The 23,263-nt window shown below is 44.7% G+C and carries 7 protein-coding genes; 4 read left to right on the plus strand and 3 right to left on the minus strand.

Translation table 11 applies throughout. The annotated features are described in order from the left end of the window. Positions 1-5: 5 nt before the first annotated feature. The 3 genes from AC1MCB_RS07075 to AC1MCB_RS07085 all read right to left on the minus strand — a co-directional run bounded on the left by AC1MCB_RS07075 (position 6) and on the right by AC1MCB_RS07085 (position 17,507). Positions 6-8,039 (minus strand): putative Ig domain-containing protein, encoded by an 8,034-nt coding sequence (locus AC1MCB_RS07075; RefSeq protein WP_479968040.1) that lies wholly within the window; start codon positions 8,037-8,039, stop codon positions 6-8. A gap of 429 nt (positions 8,040-8,468) precedes the next feature. Continuing rightward, positions 8,469-14,066 carry a malectin domain-containing carbohydrate-binding protein gene (locus tag AC1MCB_RS07080; RefSeq protein WP_479968041.1) on the minus strand — a complete coding sequence of 1,866 codons (5,598 nt, stop codon included), beginning with the start codon at positions 14,064-14,066 and terminating at the stop codon, positions 8,469-8,471. 234 nt (positions 14,067-14,300) lie between these two features. Continuing rightward, positions 14,301-17,507, minus strand: a complete 3,207-nt coding sequence (locus AC1MCB_RS07085; RefSeq protein WP_479968042.1) for a malectin domain-containing carbohydrate-binding protein — start codon at positions 17,505-17,507, stop codon at positions 14,301-14,303. Between the two features lie 477 nt (positions 17,508-17,984). Here AC1MCB_RS07085 and AC1MCB_RS07090 point away from each other — a divergent pair, with 477 nt between their 5' ends. The 4 genes from AC1MCB_RS07090 (at position 17,985) to AC1MCB_RS07105 (ending at position 23,257) form a co-directional block, all read left to right on the plus strand. Then, positions 17,985-18,530, plus strand: a complete 546-nt coding sequence (locus tag AC1MCB_RS07090; RefSeq protein ID WP_479968043.1) for a DUF892 family protein — start codon at positions 17,985-17,987, stop codon at positions 18,528-18,530. A gap of 150 nt (positions 18,531-18,680) precedes the next feature. Next, entirely contained in the window at positions 18,681-20,564 is a 1,884-nt protein-coding gene (gene htpG, locus AC1MCB_RS07095) for a molecular chaperone HtpG (protein WP_479968044.1), read from the plus strand. 57 nt (positions 20,565-20,621) lie between these two features. Beyond that, positions 20,622-20,807, plus strand: coding sequence for a hypothetical protein (locus AC1MCB_RS07100; RefSeq protein ID WP_479968045.1), 186 nt, complete (start codon positions 20,622-20,624; stop codon positions 20,805-20,807). Between the two features lie 137 nt (positions 20,808-20,944). Continuing rightward, positions 20,945-23,257 (plus strand): patatin-like phospholipase family protein, encoded by a 2,313-nt coding sequence (locus AC1MCB_RS07105; RefSeq protein ID WP_479968046.1) that lies wholly within the window; start codon positions 20,945-20,947, stop codon positions 23,255-23,257. Positions 23,258-23,263 lie beyond the last annotated feature (6 nt).

Consider the following 23,263-nt stretch of genomic DNA (forward strand, 5'->3'; position numbering starts at 1 on the left):
TCTTTCTAATTAATAATTAATTTGATGCTATTCCTTTCATTTAGGCTATTGGTCAAGATTAAATAATAAATTCCCGGAACTAAGTTATATGAAGTTAAATCAAAGCTTACCGTATTTATTCCTTTTTCGAACGATTGTTGAGGAAGGCGAATTATATGTCCGTTGGTATTATACAAAATGAAATCCCACTTGCTCCGCTTTTTATTAATAAAAGTTACAGAAAATTCTTCGTGCGCAGGATTCGGAAAAACTCTTGTTTCAAAATTAGAATTGTCGGCTGAAACGGTAGTGTTCTCATAAAGAGGTAGCGAGTTGGTACTCATTAATAATGTTTCTTCTACGGTAATAACGAAATTGGTAACAGCACTGGCAGTATGCTCATCTACCACCGTCAAACTTACAGGGTATATCCCGGGAGAAGTTACCGTTCCGCTAATTAAACCGTCGCTGCTTATTGTAAGAGAAGCCGGGAGATTGGTAGCAGTATAAGTCAAGCTGTTATTTTCAGCATCAGAAGCCAAGACCTGGTATGACCATTGGTTTCCCAACGCTAACGTTACATCGGCTGGCTTTGTAATGGTTGGAGCCTCGTTATCAATTAGGGTGATTACGAAACTTGCACTGACTGCCTCTAACCCTTCCTTGTCGCTTACATTCAATATTATATCATAATCCCCTACCTCAGCAGTTGCAGTTCCTGAGATCAACCCAGTTGCCGGATTGAGGCTGAGGCCACCCGGCAAATCGCTTGAAGTGTATTGCAATCCATTTTGTCCGTCTTCAGGATCACTGGCTTGTACTTGGTAGCTAAAGGAAGTATTTCGAGAAACAATCAGATTTCCCGGGGAAGTGATCACCGGCGGCTGGTTAGGATTACTAATTCTGATGGTAAAGCTCTTTTCAACCCCCGACAAGCCCTCCTTATCTTTAATTCCCAGCGTCACTGTGTAATTGCCCGGAGAAGCGGTAATAGTTCCCGAAATTAAACCGCTCGTAGAACTAAGCGTTAAACTGGCTGGCAATCCATTTGAGGAGTACACTAGTCCAAGTTGACCATCCTCCGGATCGCTTGCCTCGACCTGGTAAGTAAAACTATTATTTAACGTAGCTACCTGATCAATCGGTTGAGTAATAATCGGTGCCTCGTTTGCAGAGCTAACAGTGATTGTGAAAGTTTTTCCAATCCCTGATAATCCTTCTTTATCCTGAACATTCAAAAGGACTGAATAATCACCCGCGATATCTGTTACCAAGCCCGAAATCAGACCCGTCTCAGAATTTATACTTAGGCCTGTTGGTAAACCATTTGCCGCATACACGAGGCCAGTCTTCCCATCCTCAGGATCATTCGCCTCTACCTGATAACTGAACGAAACATTTTGCGTCGCAATAAGTGAATCCGGCTGGCTAATGACGGGCGGTTGATTTGCGTTCATAACAGTGATTACAAAGCCGGTGCTGGCAGTTAAACCCTGTTGATCTTGAACTTCTAATATGACTTCGTAATCTGCTGCCTGATCATTTACAATACCACTGATTAAACCAGTGAATGCATTGATAGTCAAGCCTACAGGTAGATTTGTAGCTTTATATTCCAGTGCGGTACCTTCCGGGTCATTCGCCATCACCTGATAGCTGAAGCTTTCACCTGCTATTACGCTCATATTTTGCGGCCTCGTCACTACCGGAGGCTGATTTGGATTACTCACAGTAATTGTAAAACTTGTGGTAGCCGCTAAGCCGGGTTGATCTTTAACTGTAACAGTAACTGTATAAACACCTGCTGCTCCGGTAACAGTGCCGGAAATCAGTCCGGTGCTGGAGTTGATATTTAAGCTCGCCGGCAAATTATTCGCCGAGTAGCTGAGGGCAGTCCCTTCCGGATCATTGGCGACCACCTGGTAACTGAAAATTTGACCCGTGATAACATTTGCATTCGCAGGTTCGGTAACAACAGGAGGTTGATTGGCCTGATTTATTACCGTAAAAGTGACTGTTAAAGGGGTTCCCGCTGTTCCTCCCCCGCTGGCGCCAGAATAGGGAGTGGCCTTCAAACTATAATTACCAACAGCCGGAGTCCAGGCATTATAATTCCCATTCGAGTCTCCGAATAAAGCATAAGGTGCGCCGGTCTCTGTTTGATTACGCGTCTGGGTACCACTCAGGGCAAACACTACGCTTCCCACTGTCGCAGGGCTGGTATTTGCCCGGATATTCAGACTTTGACTGGGCAGGGTAGCCAGATTTAAAGTTGTATTAGAAGAAAGAGCTTGAATATCCTGTTCGTTAGCGGCATTTATCAGCGTAAAGCCCACGAGTTGCTGACCGCCCCCGGTTGCTGGATTGACAATAACGTTAACCTGATCAGCAGGGCTGCTTAACAGCTTCGAATCTTTAACAATCAGCGCAAAAACATACGTTCCTGCAATCAAATTACTTACTGTAGGACTGGCCTGAGCATTGGAGCTGAACGCAGCGGTAGAAGGGCCGCTGACCTGACTCCAGGAATAAGTGACATTAGTTCCGTCTTCCGGATCTGAACCCGAACCGGATAATACGACGCTGGAAACTGGAAGTGTGATCGTCTTATCCATACCCGCATTGGCCACAGGGGCCTGATTAGTAGTTCCCATCACCGTAATCACAAAACTAGTGCTGGCCGATAAATTCTGTTGATCCTTAACCGTCAAATTAACGGTGTAAGTATCTTGGACTGCCGTCACACTACCGGAGATCAAACCAGTGTTAGCATCAATGGATAGCGAAGCGGGCAGGCTGGTTGCCGAATACGTTAATATGCTCCCCGGGTCCGGATCAGATGCTTGAACCTGGTAACTCCACGATTGGCCAATATTTAATGAAATGTTCGCCGGCTTAGTAACTACTGGCGGACGATTGGCCTGATTAATTACCGAAAAAGTAATTGTTAAAGGCGTTCCTGCCGTTCCACCGCCACTCGCGGCCGAATACGGAGTACCTTTTAAGGTATAACTGCCTACGGGAGGAGTCCAGCCGTTATAGTTCCCGTTTACATCGCCGAATAAAGCATAGGGAGCACCGGTCTCCGTTTGACTACGCGTCTGGGTGCCGCTCAGGGCAAACACCACGCTGCCTACCGTTGACGGGCTGGTATTCGCCCGGATGTTCAGGCTCTGACTGGGCAGGCTAGCCAGATTCAACGTGGCATTGGTGGCGAGCGTTTGGATCTCCTGTTCGTTACTTGCATTCATCAGCGTAAAGCTGACCAGCTGCTGACTGCCGCCGGTGGCCGCATTGACAACCACACTGACCTGATCCGGCGGACTACTCAGCAGCTTGGAATCCTTCACGATCAGTCCAAACACATACGTGCCGGCAATCAAATTGCTAACCGTCGGACTGGCCTGCGTAGTGGAACTGAAGGCAGCCGTTGAAGGGCCGCTCACCTGACTCCAGGAATAGGTGACATTGGTGCCGTCTTCCGGGTCTGAACCCGATCCTGATAATGCTACGCTGGAGGTTGGTAGAGTAATCGTTTTATCAGGACCGGCGTTGGCCACAGGAGCCTGATTGGTAGTTCCTCCTGATTGCTGAAAGACCGCTATACCCGAGATCTTTGCATTATTGACCACGTTGGTTAACGTAACGGTTAAAAATCCATCGCTCACCTGCACGTTGGACGCTTTAATTACCGTGGCTGCCGCTTTTCCCCCATAGTCTTTGTACAGGTCGATATTCTGCAAAGCAAACTGGCCGTTCTCTACATTGACATTAAATACCCTCGAACCGGCAGTCGAAAAGTAAAGCTCGACAAAGTGTAAGTCCACGGTGTACTGCCCAGTTTGCGGTACCGGAATGTTATAGGTCATATTCCCAAATCGTTCGGTCTGATACAGGGCATCATTGGTGGTATTACCGATGGCGATGGCACTGGTGAAGATGCTGCCTCCCGAAAAGTTTTGATCGGCTTTCCACAACTCCGTCCCAAACTGGAGGTTCGGCCCCCCGGCATTAATCCGGACTACTTCCGTTAAGCTTCCTGTACCCGCGACGGTTACGACAAAGCTGGTCGAGGCAGATAAATTCTGCTGATCTTTCACCGTTAAGTTAACGGTATAAGTACCGACCGATGCCGAAATACTCCCCGAAATTAAGCCGGTGCTGGTATTAATGCTTAGGGATGCTGGTAAACCGGTGGCCGAATAAGTTAAAACCGCTCCGGCATCCGGGTCCGAAGCGATGACCTGGTAACTCCAGGACTGTCCACTCATTAAAGTGATATCGGCAGGCTTGTTAACCACAGGCGGGCGATTTGCTGGCGCTGAGCCCGATTGCATGAAGACCGCTATCCCGGAGATCTTTGCATTATTGACCACGTTGGTTAACGTAATGGTGATAAATCCATCACTGACCTGCACGTTGGATGCTTTAATCACCGCGGCCGCTGCTTTTCCCCCATAATCCTTGTACAAATCGATGTTCTGCAAAGCAAACTGGCCGTTCTCCACATTGACGTTAAACACCCGCGAGCCGGCAGTAGAGAAATAGAGTTCGGCAAAGTGAAGATCCACCGTGTACTGGCCGGCCTGCGGTACCGGGATGTTGTAAGTCATATTCCCAAATCTTTCGGTCTGATACAAAACATCATTGGTGGTATTACTGATAGCGATGGCGCTGCTGAAGGTGCTGCCTCCCGAGAAGTACTGATCGGCTTTCCATGACTCACTTCCAAACAGAACCGCAGGCCCCCCCGCATTGATCCGGACTACTTCCGTTAAGCTTCCTGTACCCGCAACGGTTACGACAAAGCTGGTCGAGGCAGATAGATTCTGCTGATCTTTCACCGTTAAGTTAACGGTATAAGTGCCCACCGACGCAGAAACACTCCCCGAAATTAAACCGGTACTGGCATTGATGCTTAGAGAAGCTGGTAAACCGCTGGCCGAATAAGTTAAAACCGCTCCGGCATCCGGGTCGGAAGCGATCACCTGGTAACTCCAGGACTGTCCACTCGTTAAAGTGATATCGGCAGGCTTGTTAACCACAGGCGGGCGATTTGCTGGCGCTGAACCCGATTGCAGGAAGACGGCTATCCCGGAGATCTTCGCATTATTAACCACGTTGGTTAACGTAATGGTGATAAATCCATCACTGACCTGCACGTTGGATGCTTTAATCACCGCGGCCGCTGCCTTTCCCCCATAGTCTTTATACAGGTCGATATTCTGCAAAGCAAACTGGCCGTTCTCTACATTGACATTAAATACCCTCGAACCGGCAGTCGAAAAGTAAAGCTCGGCAAAGTGTAAGTCCACGGTGTACTGCCCGGTTTGCGGTACCGGAATGTTATAGGTCATATTCCCAAATCGTTCGGTCTGATACAGGGCATCATTGGTGGTATTACCGATAGCGATGGCACTGCTGAAGGTGCTGCCTCCCGAAAAATATTGATCGGCTTTCCATGACTCACTTCCAAACAGGACCGCAGGCCCTCCCGAATTGATCCGGATTATCTCCGTTAGGGATTGGGGAACGGAACTAATGATTTTCAAATAGTCCCAGGAAGCAGTGAATGCACTTTTATTCCCAGCAGAGGCAATTAGCCCCACGGCAACCGCATTGGTATTCTGCAAAACGGTCAACATATTGCCGGTCATTGTAAAAGCAGGACCAATTAATACGGGCGATGCAGCGGAGTTGGTTTGATATTTACATTGCACAGCCCCGTTTGCCGGGTTAATCTCAAAGAAAACATCGATGGCACTTGCCGAAAGAATGTTACTTACCGGAAAGATATTGGAATACGTAACCACGCCACCATTTTCAATCAGAATCTGAAAACCGGGATTTGCATTGTTTGCGTGAAGGACCAGTTTCATGTAATTGTCCTGGTCGCCCGTACCAAAATAAACCCCCTGAGACTGGGTTCCCAGCTGGCTCCCACTCGCCCCGTCAAAAAAGGAAGATCCCAGGAGTTTGCCCTGAATGGTAAATGGAGGGGTGGTTTGCCTAACATTTACACCAAACTGAAAAGCATACTTTTGATTGTTCGTTGTTGGATCACCGGGCTCTGCGGGAGCTGTAGCAATGCCGACGGCACCGCCCATCACCAGGTTTGGTTTACTTAGATCAAAATTGTTCTGATAGTCGGTGGTATTGTTGGTCATTAATCCCGTAAATCCCATACCAAATAAGCCAAAGCCGGGATTACCATTTAAGAAAGGATAATCGATCGGCATATTGGTAGAAGTGCCGTTCAGGTTATCCAACGCAAACTTATCCGTCATATCATTCAGCCCGTCGTTATCATCATCCGCATCCCGCAGGTTCGATACAAGGTCTCCATCAAAGTCTTCAGGCTTGCTGGCGGCAGAGCAGGGATCCGTGCCGTTGGCTGTTTCATCGCCATTACTGTAGCCGTCACCATCATCATCTAAGACAAAACTACTAACATCGCCGGTACAGCTGGTCGAAGCTTTGGGTTCAAAGATGGTGATACTATTTGCCCCATAAGTGGTAGCCCAGATGGTGCCTGGAAAAATAGCATTATCGCCTTGTGCAGTCACATCCAGCGGCTGACTGCCAAAACCACCCGCCAGAATGGACACGTTGGATACCGCTGTGCCGGCAGAATTTAGCTTGATACGGTAAATATTCCCGTCAAATGAAGCAGCCAGCAGATCTCCGGCTAAAGCACCATTAAAGGCAAGGGACGTATACTCGGCGATACCATTGGTAGAAGAGCCCCAGGTGTATAGGGCACCGTCATTCACACCTGGATTTCGGTAATCCGATTCAACTGGGTTGGCCATGGAAACGGGCACTGGTGGCCAATCCGTAGTTGGAGTAAGAGAAAACGTCCCCACCCCCGTCGTGTTATTGAAAGTATAAATTCCGGCACCAGCCGGGTTAGCACGTATAGGGTTTGGGTGACCTCCGTAAATTGGCGTCATACCCGGAGCTGATACTAAGTGCAGATTATCCAGGTTATTAACTTTCGCATCATTCACTCCCGCCGTAGTCGAACCGGGTTCACCCACAACATATTTATTGGTTACACTTGCGGTTCCTTCTTTATCCGGGTAGCCACCCCAGCCAGAATTAGCACCGTTATCAATGGTGTACATCCTTCCGGTTTTTCCCGATGTCTTAGTGATCACCAGGTCGTACGCATTCCGGTATCCCGCTGAATGAATCTGAACAGGCCCGCCGGCAACCAGTTTGGCTTGATTTACCCCGTCATTGCCACCCCAGGGGTCGTTTACATCCGAGCCATTAGGTCCTGAATTCGCCCGGGTCGGATCATCAAGGGTAGGCAAAGTATAGCTTCCCGCAAATTGGGTTTGAATTTGACTTAAATTAATCTTTAAAATTGCTGCCGAAAGCGCATATTCCGTTATAAAAGCGAAATTATTGGATGGCGAACCAGCATTGGTGTGGCCACCCTGGGCAACATATAGCGTATTGGTTGCTGCATCCAGGGCCATTCCATTATTTGAATGGTTTTCTTCTGAGCGGGGCAACCCTTTAACCAGATCCACCTTTACCCATGACGAACCGTTCCAGGTCAGTTTAGAGATGATCCCGGAATTGGTATCTAGATTTTTATCTCCGGCTGTTCCTCCTCCGCCAATCCTTGGATCACTGGACGAAACATAAAGAACCGGATTAGCGCTTGTTCCAGTTACCAGGATCCCGGTAATCTGTCTGGTTGTAATCGTTGTGTTAGCAGTTCCATTATCATCGTGATTTGGAATATTTTTAATACTCAGAATCGTTTCTGTAGTTAAAACAGAATAACTGTTCGCACTATTTTTTTTGATTGTATAAGCTAAGATGGTTCCATTTTGCTGGGAAACATAAAGCCTGTTATCTGGTCCAAACTGCAGGGATGTAGGATTGGCTAAAGTTTCACCTGTCAGCGCACTGGAAGTAAAATTAACGGTGGTTTGAGCGCTGGCAGTACCATTTAACAGGTTAACAAAGATCACCAGCCAGCACAGGTGCATAACTATTTTTTTTGAAAACACCTTCGCGGGTAAAGTGTAAAAAGTATTCATAATAGGTAGTTTATACATTATTTAACAATAGATTTCAGAGATTTTACAAACCCAAATGACTATAATTAAGTTACCAATTATTATAAATAGGTTGCCATTTTTCACACCATTTTCGCCATTAGAAACGTTTAGGAGCACCTTTTCGCGTTTATTACTCGGAAGTTTATAAAATTATTGATAGGGAAAGTTGCCTCTATAAATTATAAAAAAGAGACTCGGGAGTAAATTTTTTATACCGGGGGGGATAAAGGAAGTTGTGTTATTAAACTGGCTCTGAAGCGGAATTGATAAGCTGGCACCTTTACTGAGCTGCGACTCGCCCGAATATTTAAGGAAAGAATTTCCACTTGCTAGGTTGATCTAGTTAAAAAAGGCAGATTAACTAAATCAATCTGCCTTTAACGATTTTGCTAATCAGCAACAATTATCTTAATTGATTATAATTTTGCTGTCTTTCCGTTCATTTAGATTATTAGTCATAATCAAGTAATACACACCAGGAACTAAATTAAATGAAGTCAGATCAAAACTTACCGTGGTTATTCCTTTCTCAAACCAACCCTGACGAAGGTGAGCCATTTGTCCATTAGTGTTATATAATGTGAATTTCCACTCACTCCGGTCTTTGATTTCAAAAGTTACCGAAAACTCGCTGTGTGCAGGGTTTGGAAACACTTTTGTTTTAAATTGAAAAATATCATTTTCAACGAGGGTGCTCTCATATAGAGGCATAAGTTTGGCAGTCATTATTGCAGATTGCTCTACTAAGTTTTCACGCAGCTGGTTTACAGCTAGCCCGGCACTTGCATCTATTAGGTGTATAATGAAGCTTTTGTCCACTCCTGACAAGGCTTCCTTATCCTGGACATTCAATCGCACCTGATAATCACCAACAATATCTGATGCTAAGCCGAAGACTAAGCCGGTTTGTGAATTAATACTGAGGCCTGCTGGCAAACCGTTTGCCGCATAAATTAGTCCTGTCTTACCATCTTCCGGATCATTTGCTTCAACCTGATAATTGAGCGACATATTCAGGGTGACAGTTTGAGGATTCAGATCGCCAATAACCGGAGCTTGATTATCATTTATAACAGTTATCACAAACTGAGTGGTGGCGGTTAACCCCTTCTGATCTTGAGCTTGTAAGGTAACGTTATAATTTCCTGCATGGTCGTTCACCCTACCACTAATTAAACCGGTATTGGTATTTATAACCAAACCCCGGGGAAGATTCGTGGCTTTGTACTTCAAAGGTTCGCTTTCAGGATCAACGGCGCTCACCTGGTATTTAAAATTTTGCCCGGCCAGCACACTTGTGTTCTCTGGCGTTTGGATCGTATGAGGCCGATTTGATTTGTTTACCTTAATGGAAAAACTGGTGCTGGCTGTTAGTCCGGGCTGGTCTTTGACTGTCAAAGTTACGGTATAAGTACCTTTTGGTGCGGTAACCGTGCCTGAAATTAACCCTGTCGCCGCGTTTATGGTTAAGCTTGCTGGCAAATTATTCGCACTGTAACTTAGAGCAGTCCCTTCCGGATCACTTGCTATTACCTGGTAACTAAAGGTTTGCCCTTCTATCACATTGGCATTTGGCGGTTTAGTAACAACCGGGGGTTGATTAGCCTGACTTTGATTAACCACAGTAAAGTTGATAGTTAAAGGGGTCCCTGCTGTTCCGCCTCCATCGGCGCCTGAGTAAGGAGTACCTTTTAAGGTATAACTTCCCACGGGAGGCGTCCAGCCATTATAGTTCCCGTTGACATCACCGAATAAAGAATAGGGAGCGCTGGAATCTGTTTGATTAAGCGTCTGGGTGCCGCTTAGGGCAAACACCACGCTGCCCACCGTCGACGGGGTGGTATTGGCCCGGATGTTCAGGCTCTGACTTGGCAGGGTAGCCAGGTTCAACGTGGCATTGGTGGCGAGCGTTTGGATCTCCTGTTCGTTACTTGCATTCATCAGCGTAAAGCTGACCAGCTGCTGACTGCCGCCGGTGGCCGCATTGACAACCACACTGACCTGATCCGGCGGACTACTCAGCAGCTTGGAATCCTTCACGATCAGTCCAAACACATACGTGCCGGCAATCAAATTGCTAACCGTCGGACTGGCCTGCGTAGTGGAACTGAAGGCAGCCGTTGAAGGGCCGCTCACCTGACTCCAGGAATAGGTGACATTGGTGCCGTCTTCCGGGTCTGAACCCGATCCTGATAATGCTACGCTGGAGGTTGGTAGAGTAATCGTTTTATCAGGACCGGCGTTGGCCACAGGAGCCTGATTGGTAGTTCCTCCTGATTGCTGAAAGACCGCTATACCCGAGATCTTTGCATTATTGACCACGTTGGTTAACGTAACGGTTAAAAATCCATCGCTCACCTGCACGTTGGACGCTTTAATTACCGTGGCTGCCGCTTTTCCCCCATAGTCTTTGTACAGGTCGATATTCTGCAAAGCAAACTGGCCGTTCTCTACATTGACATTAAATACCCTCGAACCGGCAGTCGAAAAGTAAAGCTCGACAAAGTGTAAGTCCACGGTGTACTGCCCAGTTTGCGGTACCGGAATGTTATAGGTCATATTCCCAAATCGTTCGGTCTGATACAGGGCATCATTGGTGGTATTACCGATGGCGATGGCACTGGTGAAGATGCTGCCTCCCGAAAAGTTTTGATCGGCTTTCCACAACTCCGTCCCAAACTGGAGGTTCGGCCCCCCGGCATTAATCCGGACTACTTCCGTTAAGCTTCCTGTACCCGCGACGGTTACGACAAAGCTGGTCGAGGCAGATAAATTCTGCTGATCTTTCACCGTTAAGTTAACGGTATAAGTACCGACCGATGCCGAAATACTCCCCGAAATTAAGCCGGTGCTGGTATTAATGCTTAGGGATGCTGGTAAACCGGTGGCCGAATAAGTTAAAACCGCTCCGGCATCCGGGTCCGAAGCGATGACCTGGTAACTCCAGGACTGTCCACTCATTAAAGTGATATCGGCAGGCTTGTTAACCACAGGCGGGCGATTTGCTGGCGCTGAGCCCGATTGCATGAAGACCGCTATCCCGGAGATCTTTGCATTATTGACCACGTTGGTTAACGTAATGGTGATAAATCCATCACTGACCTGCACGTTGGATGCTTTAATCACCGCGGCCGCTGCTTTTCCCCCATAATCCTTGTACAAATCGATGTTCTGCAAAGCAAACTGGCCGTTCTCTACATTGAGGTTAAATACCCGCGAACCGGCAGTAGAGAAATAGAGTTCGGCAAAGTGAAGATCTACCATGTACTGGCCGGCCTGCGGTACCGGGATGTTGTAAGTCATATTCCCAAATCTTTCGGTCTGATACAAAACATCATTGGTGGTATTACTGATAGCGATGGCGCTGCTGAAGGTGCTGCCTCCCGAGAAGTACTGATCGGCTTTCCATGACTCAGTTCCAAACTGAACAACAGGCCCTCCCGAATTAATCCGGATTACCTCCGTTAAAGAAGGGGGAACGGAACTGGTGACTTTCACATAATCCCAGGAGGAAGTGAATGCCGCTTTGTTCCCGGCCGATGCAATTAACCCCACAGCGACCGCATTGGTATTCTGCAAAGCGGTTAATATGTTACCCGTCATGGTAAAAGCAGGACCGATCAATACGGGCGATGCAGCAGAGTTGGTTTGATATTTACATTGCACGGCCCCGTTTGCCGGGTTGATATCAAAGAAAACATCGATGGCACTTTCTGAAAGAATGTTACTTACCGGAAAGATATTGGAGTAGGTAACCACACCATTATTTTCAATCAGAATTTGAAAACCCGCGTTTCCATTGTTTGCGTGGAGAACCAGTTTCATGTAATTATCCTGATCTCCTGTTCCAAAATAAATCCCCTGGGACTGGGTTCCCAGCTGGCTCGCACTCGCCCCGTCAAAAAAGGAAGATCCCAAAAGTTTGCTCTGGATACTAAATAAGGGGGTTGCCTGGGTTACATTTACACCAAATTGAAAGGCATACTTTTGATTGTTCGTTGTTGGATCACCTGCCTCCGCCGGAGCTGTAGCGATACCAACGGCACCCCCCATCACCAGATTCGGTTTACTTAAATCAAAATTATCTTGATAATCGGTAATATTGTTGGTCATCAAGCCCGTGAAACCCAAACCAAATAAACCAAAGCCTGGATTCCCATTTAAGAAAGGATAATCGACAGGCATATTGGTAGAAGTGCCGTTCAGGTTATCCAACGCAAACTTATCCGTCATATCATTCAACCCATCGTTATCATCATCCGGATCGCGAAGATTTGACACAAGGTCACCATCAAAATCTTCGGGTTTGCTGGCAGCCGAGCAGGGATCCGTACCGTTGGCCGTTTCATCGCCGTTACTGTAGCCGTCGCCATCATCATCTAAGACAAAACTACTGACATCCCCGGTGCAATTAACTGACAAAGCTGGTTCAAAAATGGTAATACTACTTGCCCCATAGGTGGTGGCCCAAACAGTGCCGGGAAAGATGGAATTGTCCCCTTGGGCGGTTACATCCAGTGGCTGACTCCCAAACCCGCCCGCCAGAATGGACACGTTGGAAACTGCGGTGCCGGCAGTATTTAATTTAATACGGTAAATATTCCCATCAAAAGAAGCAGCCAACAGATCCCCGGCTAAAGCGCCATTAAAGGCAAGGGACGTATATTCGGCGATACCATTGGTAGAAGAGCCCCAGGTGTATAGGGCACCGTCATTCACACCTGGATTTCGGTAATCCGATTCAACCGGGTTGGCCATGGAAACGGGCACTGGTGGCCAATCCGGAGTTGGAGTAAGAGAAAACGTCCCCACCCCCGTTGTGTTATCGAAAGTATAAATTCCGGCACCGGCCGGATTAGCACGAATTGGATTGGGGTGACCTCCGTAAATTGGCGTCATACCCGGAGCTGATACTAAGTGCAGATTATCCAGGTTATTAACTTTCGCATCATTCACTCCCGCTGTGGTCGAACCGGGTTCACCCACAACATATTTATTGGTTACATTTGGGGTTCCTTCATTATCCGGATAGCCACCCCAGCCGGAATTAGCACCGTTATCAATAGTGTACATCCTTCCGGTTTTTCCCGACGTCTTAGTGATCACCAGGTCATACGCATTCCGGTATCCCGCTGAATGAATCTGAACCGGCCCGCCGGCAACCAGTTTGGCTTGATTTACCCCGTCATTGCCACCCCAGGGGTCGTTTACGTCCGAGCCACTAGGACCTGAATTCGCCCGGGTCGGATCATCCAGGGTAGGCAAAGTATAGCTTCCCGCGAAGTCGGTTTGAATTTGACTTAAATTAATCTTTAATATTGCTGCCGAAAGGGCATATTCCGTTATAAAAGCGAAATTATTGGATGGCGAACCAGCATTGGTGTGGCCACCCTGGGCAACATATAGCGTATTGGTTGCTGCATCCAGGGCCAATCCATTACTTGAATGGTTTTCTTCAGAACGAGGCAACCCTTTAACCAGATCAACCTTTACCCATGACGAACCATTCCAGGTCAGTTTAGAGATGATCCCGGAATTGGTGTCCAGGTTTTTATCTCCGGCTGTTCCTCCTCCGCCAATCCTTGGATCACTGGAAGAAACGTAAAGAACCGGATTAGCGCTTGTACCTGCTACCAGGATTCCGGTTATTTGTCTATCAGTAATAGTTGTGTTGGCAGTTCCATCATCATCATGATTCGGAATATTTTTAATACTCAGAATCGTTTCTGTGGTTGAAACAGAATAACTGTTCGCACTATTTTTGGTTATTGTATAAGCTAAGATGGTTCCATTTTGCTGGGAAACATAAAGCCTGTTATCTGGTCCAAACTGCAAGGATGTAGGATTAACTAAAGTTTCACCTGTCAGCACACTGGAAGTAAAATTAACGGTGGTTTGAGCGCTGGCAGTACCATTTAACAGGTTAACAAAGATCAGCAGCCAGCACAGGTCCACAACTAATTTCTTTGAAAACACCTTTGCGAATAAAGCGTAAAGAGTATTCATAATAGGTAGTTTATACTCAGTTAGCCAATGGAATCCGGAAATTTTAAAAACCCAAATGACCTTATCTTTAAGTTACTAATTATTATAAAAAAGCAGCAATTTTTAAAACCATTTTCGCAAATAGAAACAATAGAATTACATTCGGGCAACTGTTACTTTACAGTTTACAAAATTAATATAGTGATGATTCATACCGGGGCCTTATCCTTACGGCGAGTTTGGTAAAGCTGCTCCCTAGTAATGTATGAGTTTAACAACTTTACTCCCGTTCAAGCTACTCACCATTCGTAAATAATACAATCCGGTTGGTAGATTGTAAGGACGTAAATCGAAAGTCAGTATTTTAACCTCATTCGTAAGATTTGCTTTGGGAAACTGGACCACAAGTCCCAGGCTATTGTAAAGTGTAAAGCTCCACTCATCCGTATGATTAACAGTGAGTTTGACGTTGAAGTATGTTTGAACAGGATTTGGATAAACTGTTATCGAATCAGAAATTAATTCATAGTTTAATATTTGGAACTCTTTGTCTAATGAAGAACTACTACTCATCATAGTAGAGGTTGAGTTGGCCTGATTAACAATGTTAAAATTTATGGTCAACGGAGCTCCTGTACTACCAGTTCCTCCTGAACTGGAATAAGGAGTGGCCTTTAACGTATAACCGCCAACTGCTGGCGTCCAGGCATTATAATTCCCGTTTACATCACCGAATAAAGCATACGGAGCACCGGTTTCTGTTCGATTCTGAGTTTGCTGGCCGCTTAAGGCAAACACGACACTGCCCACTGTGGCGGGGTTAGTATTTGCTCTGATGTTCAGGCTTTGACTGGGAAGATTTGCTAAATTAAGGGTCGCATTTGAACTGATGTTTTGAATTACCTGTTCATTACTAGCGTTAATCAATGTAAAACTGATAACTTGTTGAGAAGTTGATGAGGAAGTCACCGTGATTACAAAACTGGTGCTGGCGGTTAAACCAGCCTGATCTTTAACCGTTAAGGTAACTGTATATGACCCTGTTTGAAGACCTACCGTACCTGAAATAAGACCAGTGGTTGAATTAATAGCTAAACCACCGGGGAGATTAGTTGCCTGGTAACTAAGCATACCGCCTTCCGGGTCACTCGCCAGAACCTGGTAGCTAAAATTCTGACCCACAACCACACTGACATTTGCGGGCGTAGTAACCCCGGGTGGTTGATTAGCCTGATTTTGATTAACCACCGTAAAAGTAATCGTTAAAGGCGTCCCCGCTGTTCCGCTGCCACTCGCGGCTGAGTACGGAGTTCCTTTCAAGGTATAACTGCCCACCGCAGGAGTCCAGGTATTGTAGTTTCCATTCACATCGCCGAATAAAGCATAGGGAGCGCTGGTCTCCGTTTGATTACGCGTCTGGGTGCCGCTTAGGGCAAATACCACGCTGCCTACCGTCGACGGGCTGGTATTGGCCCGGATGTTCAGACTCTGACTGGGCAGGGTAGACAGGTTCAACGTGGCATTAGTGGCGAGCGTTTGAATCGCCTGTTCGTTACTTGCATTCATCAGCGTAAAGCTAACCAGCTGCTGACTGCCGCCGGTGGCAGAATTGACGATCACACTGACCTGATCCGAGGGGCTACTCAGCAGTTTAGAATCCTTCACGATCAGTCCAAACACATACGTGCCGGCAATCAAATTGCTCACCGTGGGGCTGGCCTGCGTAGTAGAACTGAAGACAGCCGTAGACGGACCGCTCACCTGACTCCAGGAATAGGTGACATTGGTGCCGTCTTCCGTGTCTGATCCCGATCCGGATAACACCACACTGGAAGTGGGAAGCGTGATCGATTTATCCGGACCCGCATTGGCAACAGGAGCCTGATTGGTAGCTCCTGCCGATTGCTGAAAGACCGCTATACCCGAGATCTTCGCATTATTGACCACATTGGTTAACGTAACGGTTAAAAATCCATCGCTCACCTGCACGTTGGATGCTTTTATTACCGCGGCCGCTGCTTTTCCCCCATAGTCCTTATACAGGTCGATATTCTGCAAAGCAAACTGGCCGTTCTCCACATTGAGGTTAAATACCCGCGAACCTGCAGTCGAAAAATAGAGCTCGGCAAAGTGCAGATCTACTGTGTACTGGCCGGTTTGCGGTACCGGAATATTATAGGTCATATTCCCAAATCGCTCGGTCTGATACAGGGCATCATTGGTGGTATTACCGATAGCGATGGCACTGGTGAAGATGCTGCCTCCCGAGAAGTTTTGATCGGCTTTCCACAACTCCGTCCCAAATTGAAGGTTCGGCCCCCCGGCATTGATCCGGACTACTTCCGTCTGAGAACCAGCAGGAGCAGATACATAGTCCCCAACTGACATTGTATTAGTTTGTCCATTTCCACCGCGAGAAGTGGCCCCCGCACATAAATAAAGCTTTTCCTGATAAGAAATCATTTGTGTAGCGTGTCTGCCAACATCAAGCCCAGGCTTCACCTGCCAGGTATTTGTAACGGGGTTATATCCCTCAACTGTTCTAAGCGCAGTGCTTGAACTCGAAACCTCACCACCGGCAATAATGAGCTCCCCGTTGATATAAGCTACTCCCGGCGCACCGCGGGGAGTAGGAATCTCAGTTGGGCTTGTCCATATTTTGGTGGCAATATCATAAACATCCACTCGGGCGATAGTATTTGCAGAAAAATCAGGGTAATGGGTCTGCCTCCCCCCTGCCGCATAAATTTTTCCATCGATTAAGGTAGCCATAAAATGATCCCGGGCGACAGGCGCATCCGGGAGTTCTGTCCAAGTGCCTGTAACCGGATTGTACTCATCCACCCAAGGCACCCATCCATCTATATGCCCGTTTTGAATTCCACAAACTATATAAAATTTATTGTTGAATAAAACAACGCCGGCAGAGCCTCTACGCCTATTTGAAGGGATTGATGCACCTGTTCGCCAGGTGTCCGTCTGAGGATTGTATATATAGACATTTGCCAAGGGCGTTTCGTTTGGATAAGATCCCGTCATAGCGGCAATAGCATAGATTTCGTTATTGTATGCAACACCTTGATAGTGGTGCATCTCTAAAGGAGAAGCTGCTCCCAAACTCCATGTCCTGGTCACCGGATCGAAAATATTTACGTTTCTGACAGTCCGTCCACCGAGTAAATAGAACTTACCATTAAGTTCCACAAAAGCATTTTCATGCCGGGAACTTGGAGTTATTCCGGACGAACTATAAACCACCGGGCCCCAAGTTTCTGTCACTAAAGGACTGCTTGCATTAATTTTTTTGGTTTTTACACCTGCTTTAAAATTATGAGGATTAAGCTTCCAGGTTGCACCAAAGGAGAAGGATTCTCCTTTGGCATTTGAGAATCTATCTACAAAACCCGAATTAATTATGAAGATGCTCAAATACAAGCAAACGGAAGTGTAGAACTTTTTCATAGACGAAAAATTATGTTCTTACTATAATCCTTAGAATAAACAACTAACCGATATAGTTAATTGGACGTCATTAAGTTAATAATAAAAACTATTTCTAACAATAGATATAAGTCACTTCTATCGATTACTAGCTCCTGCCTGATCGCTTTTAGGTCAGCCATTTTCGCTTATTTTCATACGGTTGTACTACACTCACAGACCCGCTCGTCATTTAAGCTTACCATATGCTTACTATATACTTACTATATGATTACTATGTCATCCTTCGATCAAATACCTGTGAGCACACTGGTATCATATAGTTAGTATATAATGAATCGTAAAGAAGTTAGCCAGGTTCGATTCAAATTAATGTTAGAACATTAGGATCTTGTCGAGAAGAAAGTGAGAATGAGGCTTAAAAGAAATAAATCCGAAGAATAAGATTTAATTTGATTAAAATAATTTAAATTAGTACAACACATAACCTGTAGAAAAATGATGACACTTGATGTGGATACTTCGCCGTATCCATTGGTTCATTCTGAATTCCTCCTAAAACTCAGAAATTTGTATTCCGCAGAAAATTATTGCTTTAGGCGGATACCTGGATTATTAAAAAAGATTCCTGACAACCGCCTTCATCAAATACTTACAGAGCACCTTCCTGTAATCGTGGAAAGGATGAGAAGACTTGAAAAGATATTTGACGAAATCAATGTTAAAACCGGCGGAGCGGTTTGCAGAACATTTAAAAGTTTGATCTCTAAAGCAGGTAACTCAATCTATCAAATTAGACTTAAACATAACCATAACACTTCCGAACTACTATCAACCCTGATTGAAATTAGTATTTACAGGTGTTCGATTTATAACTTTCTCCAGGAATGGATTATTAACAACATCCAAAAGCCTTTTCTGATTCATGCTTTAGGAATGTGTGTAGTTGAGGAAGATAGATTTTTTCGGGCCCTGTTGAAGATCAGGAAAAGTCAATCATCAGGTGAGTTCAACTTTGGCTCTTCAGTCTTGCAACCAGCTTAGGCCTCCTGGTTGTACAGTTTAAGTCTTTCAATTTAATGACCTAGTGGCGATCATTACCATGGCGCCCAAGCTGCTGCAGTGCCAAACTGACAGCTAAAATTATTTGGAATACCTCTTGCAGAGTATCAGCAAATAAAATCTAACCCTATTATGCAAGAAAAAGGCACAATTTCAATTCATACGGAAAACATTTTTCCCATTATTAAGAAATTTTTATACTCTGATCATGAGATCTTCCTTCGCGAACTGGTTTCAAATGCGGTAGATGCCACACAAAAAATAAAAAGACTTGCTTCTATTGGACAATATAATGGCGAGCTTGGAGACTTAAAGGTTGAGGTATCATTTGACGAATCTGCTAAAACGCTTACCATCACTGATCGCGGTTTGGGTATGACCGCTGAAGAGATAAAGAAATATATCAATCAGATCGCTTTTTCAGGGGCGGAAGAATTCGTCGAGAAATTTAAAGAATCCAAAGATGCCAACGAGATAATCGGAAAGTTCGGGATGGGTTTTTATTCATCTTTTATGGTTTCTGATCAGGTTGAAATTCAGACTTTGTCTTATCAGGACGGTGCCGAACCAGCTCACTGGATCTGCGATGGCAGTACCGAATTTGAAATAGGCCCAGGCACCCGGACAGAAAGAGGTACTGAGATCATCCTGCACATTAACAAAGATTCTGAAGAGTTTTTGGATAAGCAGCGGATACAGGGAATTCTGGATAAGTATTGTAAATTCTTACCGGTTCCAATAAAGTTCGGAACTAAAAACGAACAACAGCCTGACGGTGAAGATAAAGATGGTAAACCCCAGTATAAGTCGGTTGAAATTGATAATATAATTAATAACACTGCTCCAATTTGGACTAAGTCTCCGAATGAGCTTAAGGATGAGGATTACCTGAGTTTTTATAAGGAACTATATCCGTTCTCAGAGGATCCACTTTTCTGGATACACTTAAATGTAGATTATCCATTCAACCTTACAGGGGTTCTGTATTTTCCCAAGCTAAAGAACGATTTCGAAGTTCAGCGCAATAAAATCAAGCTATTCTCACGCCAGGTTTTTATTACTGACGAAGTGAAAGACGTGGTTCCTGAATTTCTGATGCTCTTGCACGGTGTAATAGATTCACCAGATATTCCCCTGAACGTATCACGTAGTTTTCTTCAGGCCGACAGTCATGTCAAAAAGATTAATAGTTACATAACTAAGAAAGTAGCTGATAAATTGGCAGAGCTTTTCAAGAATGATCGCAAGGCATTTGAGGATAAATGGACTGATATCGGATTATTTGTAAAATACGGAATGATTAGTGAAGAAAAGTTTTACGAGAAAGCGAAAGACTTTACTTTATTGAACAATACAAAGAGCGAGCACTTCACTTTGAACGAGTATGCTGAAAAAGTTAAGTCTCACCAGACCGATAAAGACGGCAATGTAGTGTATCTGTACGCCACCGATGTGACCAAGCAAGATGCGTTTATTCAATCTGCTAACAAGAAAGAGTTTGATGTCCTAGTGATGAGTTCACCGATTGATACTCACTTTATTAGCCAGCTTGAGCAAAAGCTTGAAAAGACATCTCTTAAACGTGTGGATGCAGATGTTATCGACAAGTTAATATCTAAAGACGATACTCCGGAGCATGTATTAAGCAAAGATGAAGCTGAGCGGGTTAAAGGCATCTTTGAAAAAGCGATCTTAAGGCCGAACATGAACGTTGAAATTGAAAGTTTGAATCCAAGTGAATTCCCTGTCATTGTTACTATGGATGAGTTTATGCGGAGAATGAAGGATATGTCTCAAATGGGTGGTGGAATGAGCTTCTACGGTTCGATGCCCGACAATTATAAGGTAACTATCAATGGTAATCATAAGCTTATTAGCAGAATACTTCAGACAGAAAGCGAAGAAGAACAGACCGGTTTAGCCAAGCAAGCTTTTGATCTTGCTTTACTTTCTCAAGGCATGTTAAGTGGTGCCGAATTAACGGAATTTGTTAGTCGTAGCGTGAACTATATCTAATGTAAGTATAAGCCCTGATTCATTAAGATGAGTCAGGGTTTTTTATACCTTTGAATTATGAAAGTTGAACTGAGCCACGCAAACGATAAAATCGAGAAAACCGTTATTGAAGTAAACAGCCTTGATGATCTGTTAGAGATCTGCAAAAAGTTTGATCGCGACATTATCCTTTCATTGCCAATGCAGAACACAAAGAGTAAGTTTGATTTCTATGTAATGGTTTACGATGATAGTATAGAATAACTTAAAGTGAACTTAACCTAAATCCTAAAATAATTGAACCGCCGTATAATATGGCGGTTTTTTTTATGTGATGACGCTGCCCAACACCGAATTAAAGTTCCGACTAAAACATTAAATTTAAAGAAGGTATAAAACTTATGAAACTGCGGATTTTGATTGTTTTCTACTTCCTTTCCGCCTTATCGGCTAACGCACAAAAAGTGGGCCTTGTGCTAAGCGGAGGCGGAGCGAAAGGTTTAGCTCACATAGGTGTTTTAAAAGCATTGGAAGAAAATGAGATCCCGGTTGATTATATCGTCGGCACTTCTATGGGTGGAATTGTTGGAGCAATGTATGCGGCCGGATACTCACCTTCGGAAATGGAATACATTGCTCTTAGTGATGATTTTCAAGCATGGGTAAATGGCCGCTATAAAAGCGACTATGGTTTTTTTTTTCGAAAAAAGCCCGATAACCCTTCTCTGATAACTGCCAAACTGCAGATTGATAGTGGCTTTAACGCGCGGATTCGTCCAAATCTAATTAACGATATCCCCCTAAACTTTGCGCTCCTGGAGCTTCTCGCGCAGTCGTCAGCCAATGCCCATGGCGACTTCGATAAGCTGTTTGTGCCTTTCCGTTGCATGGTTGCAGATGTTTTTTCACAGAAATCAATTGCAGTAAAAGATGGTAGTCTGGTGGAGGCGGTACGCGGAACCTTTACAGTACCACTAATTTACCGGCCGGTTAAAGTAGCGGGGCAGTATGTTTTTGACGGAGGTTTGTACAATAATTTCCCAGTTGACATAATGAAGGAAGATTTTAAACCGGATTATATCGTTGGTGCCAATGTTTCGTCAAAAACCTACAATGAATATCCAAAAGACGATGATGAAAAATTGATGAACCGCCTTTTGATTTATCTCTTCCTATCTAAATCAGACTCAACCGCCATTGGTGAAAACGGAATATACATTCAGCCAAAGGTTGACAAATTCAGTGTCTCCAATTTTAGGCCCGTTGAAGAACTCATTAAAGAAGGATACGATGCAACAATAGCCGATCTGCCAAGAATAATGAAAGCTGTTAGCAGAAGGGTATCAGCAAATGAGCTTAAAGTTAGGCGGCTAAAGTTTTTAAAAGCCAACCCGCCGTTAACTTTTAGAAGCGTAAAGGTTACCGGAGTGAATTCAAATCAACAAAAATATGTTGAACGTGTATTCAGCAGCGATTCAAAGGAAATCACGCTGCAGTCAATAAAACAGGGTTACTACAAACTGGTTGCCGACGATAATTTTGAAACCGTCTATCCGCGGGTCAGCTATCTTCCGGAAAAAGAAATATATGAATTTGAATTGCAGGTACAGCCTCAAAAGAACTTCAACGTAGACCTTGGAGGAGTAGTTTCTAGCCGACCGCTGAGTACAGCATATCTTGGACTCAGCTTTAATTATCTTCATTCAAACTCTTATACATTTACAGCCAGTTTCTATTCAGGGAGGTTCTACGAGTCAGCTCAAACTACTGCCCGAATGGATATTCCAACGCGCGTGCCGTTGTTTCTAGAATCCGAGTTCACCTATAACCATTGGAATTATTTAAATACGAGTCAGATTTTCTTAGAAAAATCTGAGCCTAAATATATTGCCCAAGCCGATCGAAGAATCACTTTTAAGGCCGGCATCCCGGCTCTCAAAAACGGGAGACTTCGTCTGGAGACGGGCCTGATTAATTTCAGCAATCAATACAGCCCCGACAATACTTATTCTCTGGGAGATATCCTTGACAATCAAAAATTTAATGGTTTTCTAGCCGGTATCATATTGGACAAGAATTCTTTGAATAGCCGCCAATATCCAAATGCTGGCTCAATGTGGGAATTTAGCCTGAATTATTATAAAGGGAATGAAGAGTATGCCCCTGGAAATATATTTAGAGATGAGTCATTTTTCCCACAGATAAAACCTATCAATCAAAACTATCACTGGATTAGGGTCAAATTAGCAAACGAAAATTACCTTTTAACAAAAGGAAGATCTGCACTGGGATACATGTTTGAAGCAGTACTAAGTAATAAACCGTTATTCAGCACCTTCAATTCTAATTTACTTAGTACGCCGGCTTTTAATCCACTTCAAGATTCTAAGTCGTTGTATTTAGAGCAATTCCGCTCAAATTCTTACGCAGCGGTGGGATTAAAGAATGTTGTGCAAGTATATAATAATCTGGATCTGAGGCTTGAAGGGTATATGTTTTTACCGTTTCAAGAGTTCCAATTAGTGGGCGGGCAGGGAACTCAATTCGGGAAATACTTTTCAGACCGCCATTATGCGGCATCTGCCGGGCTGGTGTACCATACAATTGCCGGACCTGTCAATTTAAGCATAAATCACTATGATGATCGTCAAAATCGACTAGGCGTGATGTTTCATATTGGATTTTTACTCTATAACAAACGTTCTTTTGAATAATCTCCA

This window comes from Daejeonella sp. AP26 (genome assembly GCF_056680515.1).

Excerpts from the sequence above, each read along its gene's own strand:
- AC1MCB_RS07075 (WP_479968040.1), bottom strand. The coding sequence starts at position 8,039 with ATGAATACTTTTTACACTTTACCCGCGAAGGTGTTTTCAAAAAAAATA.
- AC1MCB_RS07100 (WP_479968045.1), top strand. The coding sequence starts at position 20,622 with ATGAAAGTTGAACTGAGCCACGCAAACGATAAAATCGAGAAAACCGTT.
- AC1MCB_RS07105 (WP_479968046.1), top strand. The coding sequence starts at position 20,945 with ATGAAACTGCGGATTTTGATTGTTTTCTACTTCCTTTCCGCCTTATCG.
- AC1MCB_RS07080 (WP_479968041.1), bottom strand. The coding sequence starts at position 14,066 with ATGAATACTCTTTACGCTTTATTCGCAAAGGTGTTTTCAAAGAAATTA.
- htpG (WP_479968044.1), top strand. The coding sequence starts at position 18,681 with ATGCAAGAAAAAGGCACAATTTCAATTCATACGGAAAACATTTTTCCC.
- AC1MCB_RS07085 (WP_479968042.1), bottom strand. The coding sequence starts at position 17,507 with ATGAAAAAGTTCTACACTTCCGTTTGCTTGTATTTGAGCATCTTCATA.
- AC1MCB_RS07090 (WP_479968043.1), top strand. The coding sequence starts at position 17,985 with ATGATGACACTTGATGTGGATACTTCGCCGTATCCATTGGTTCATTCT.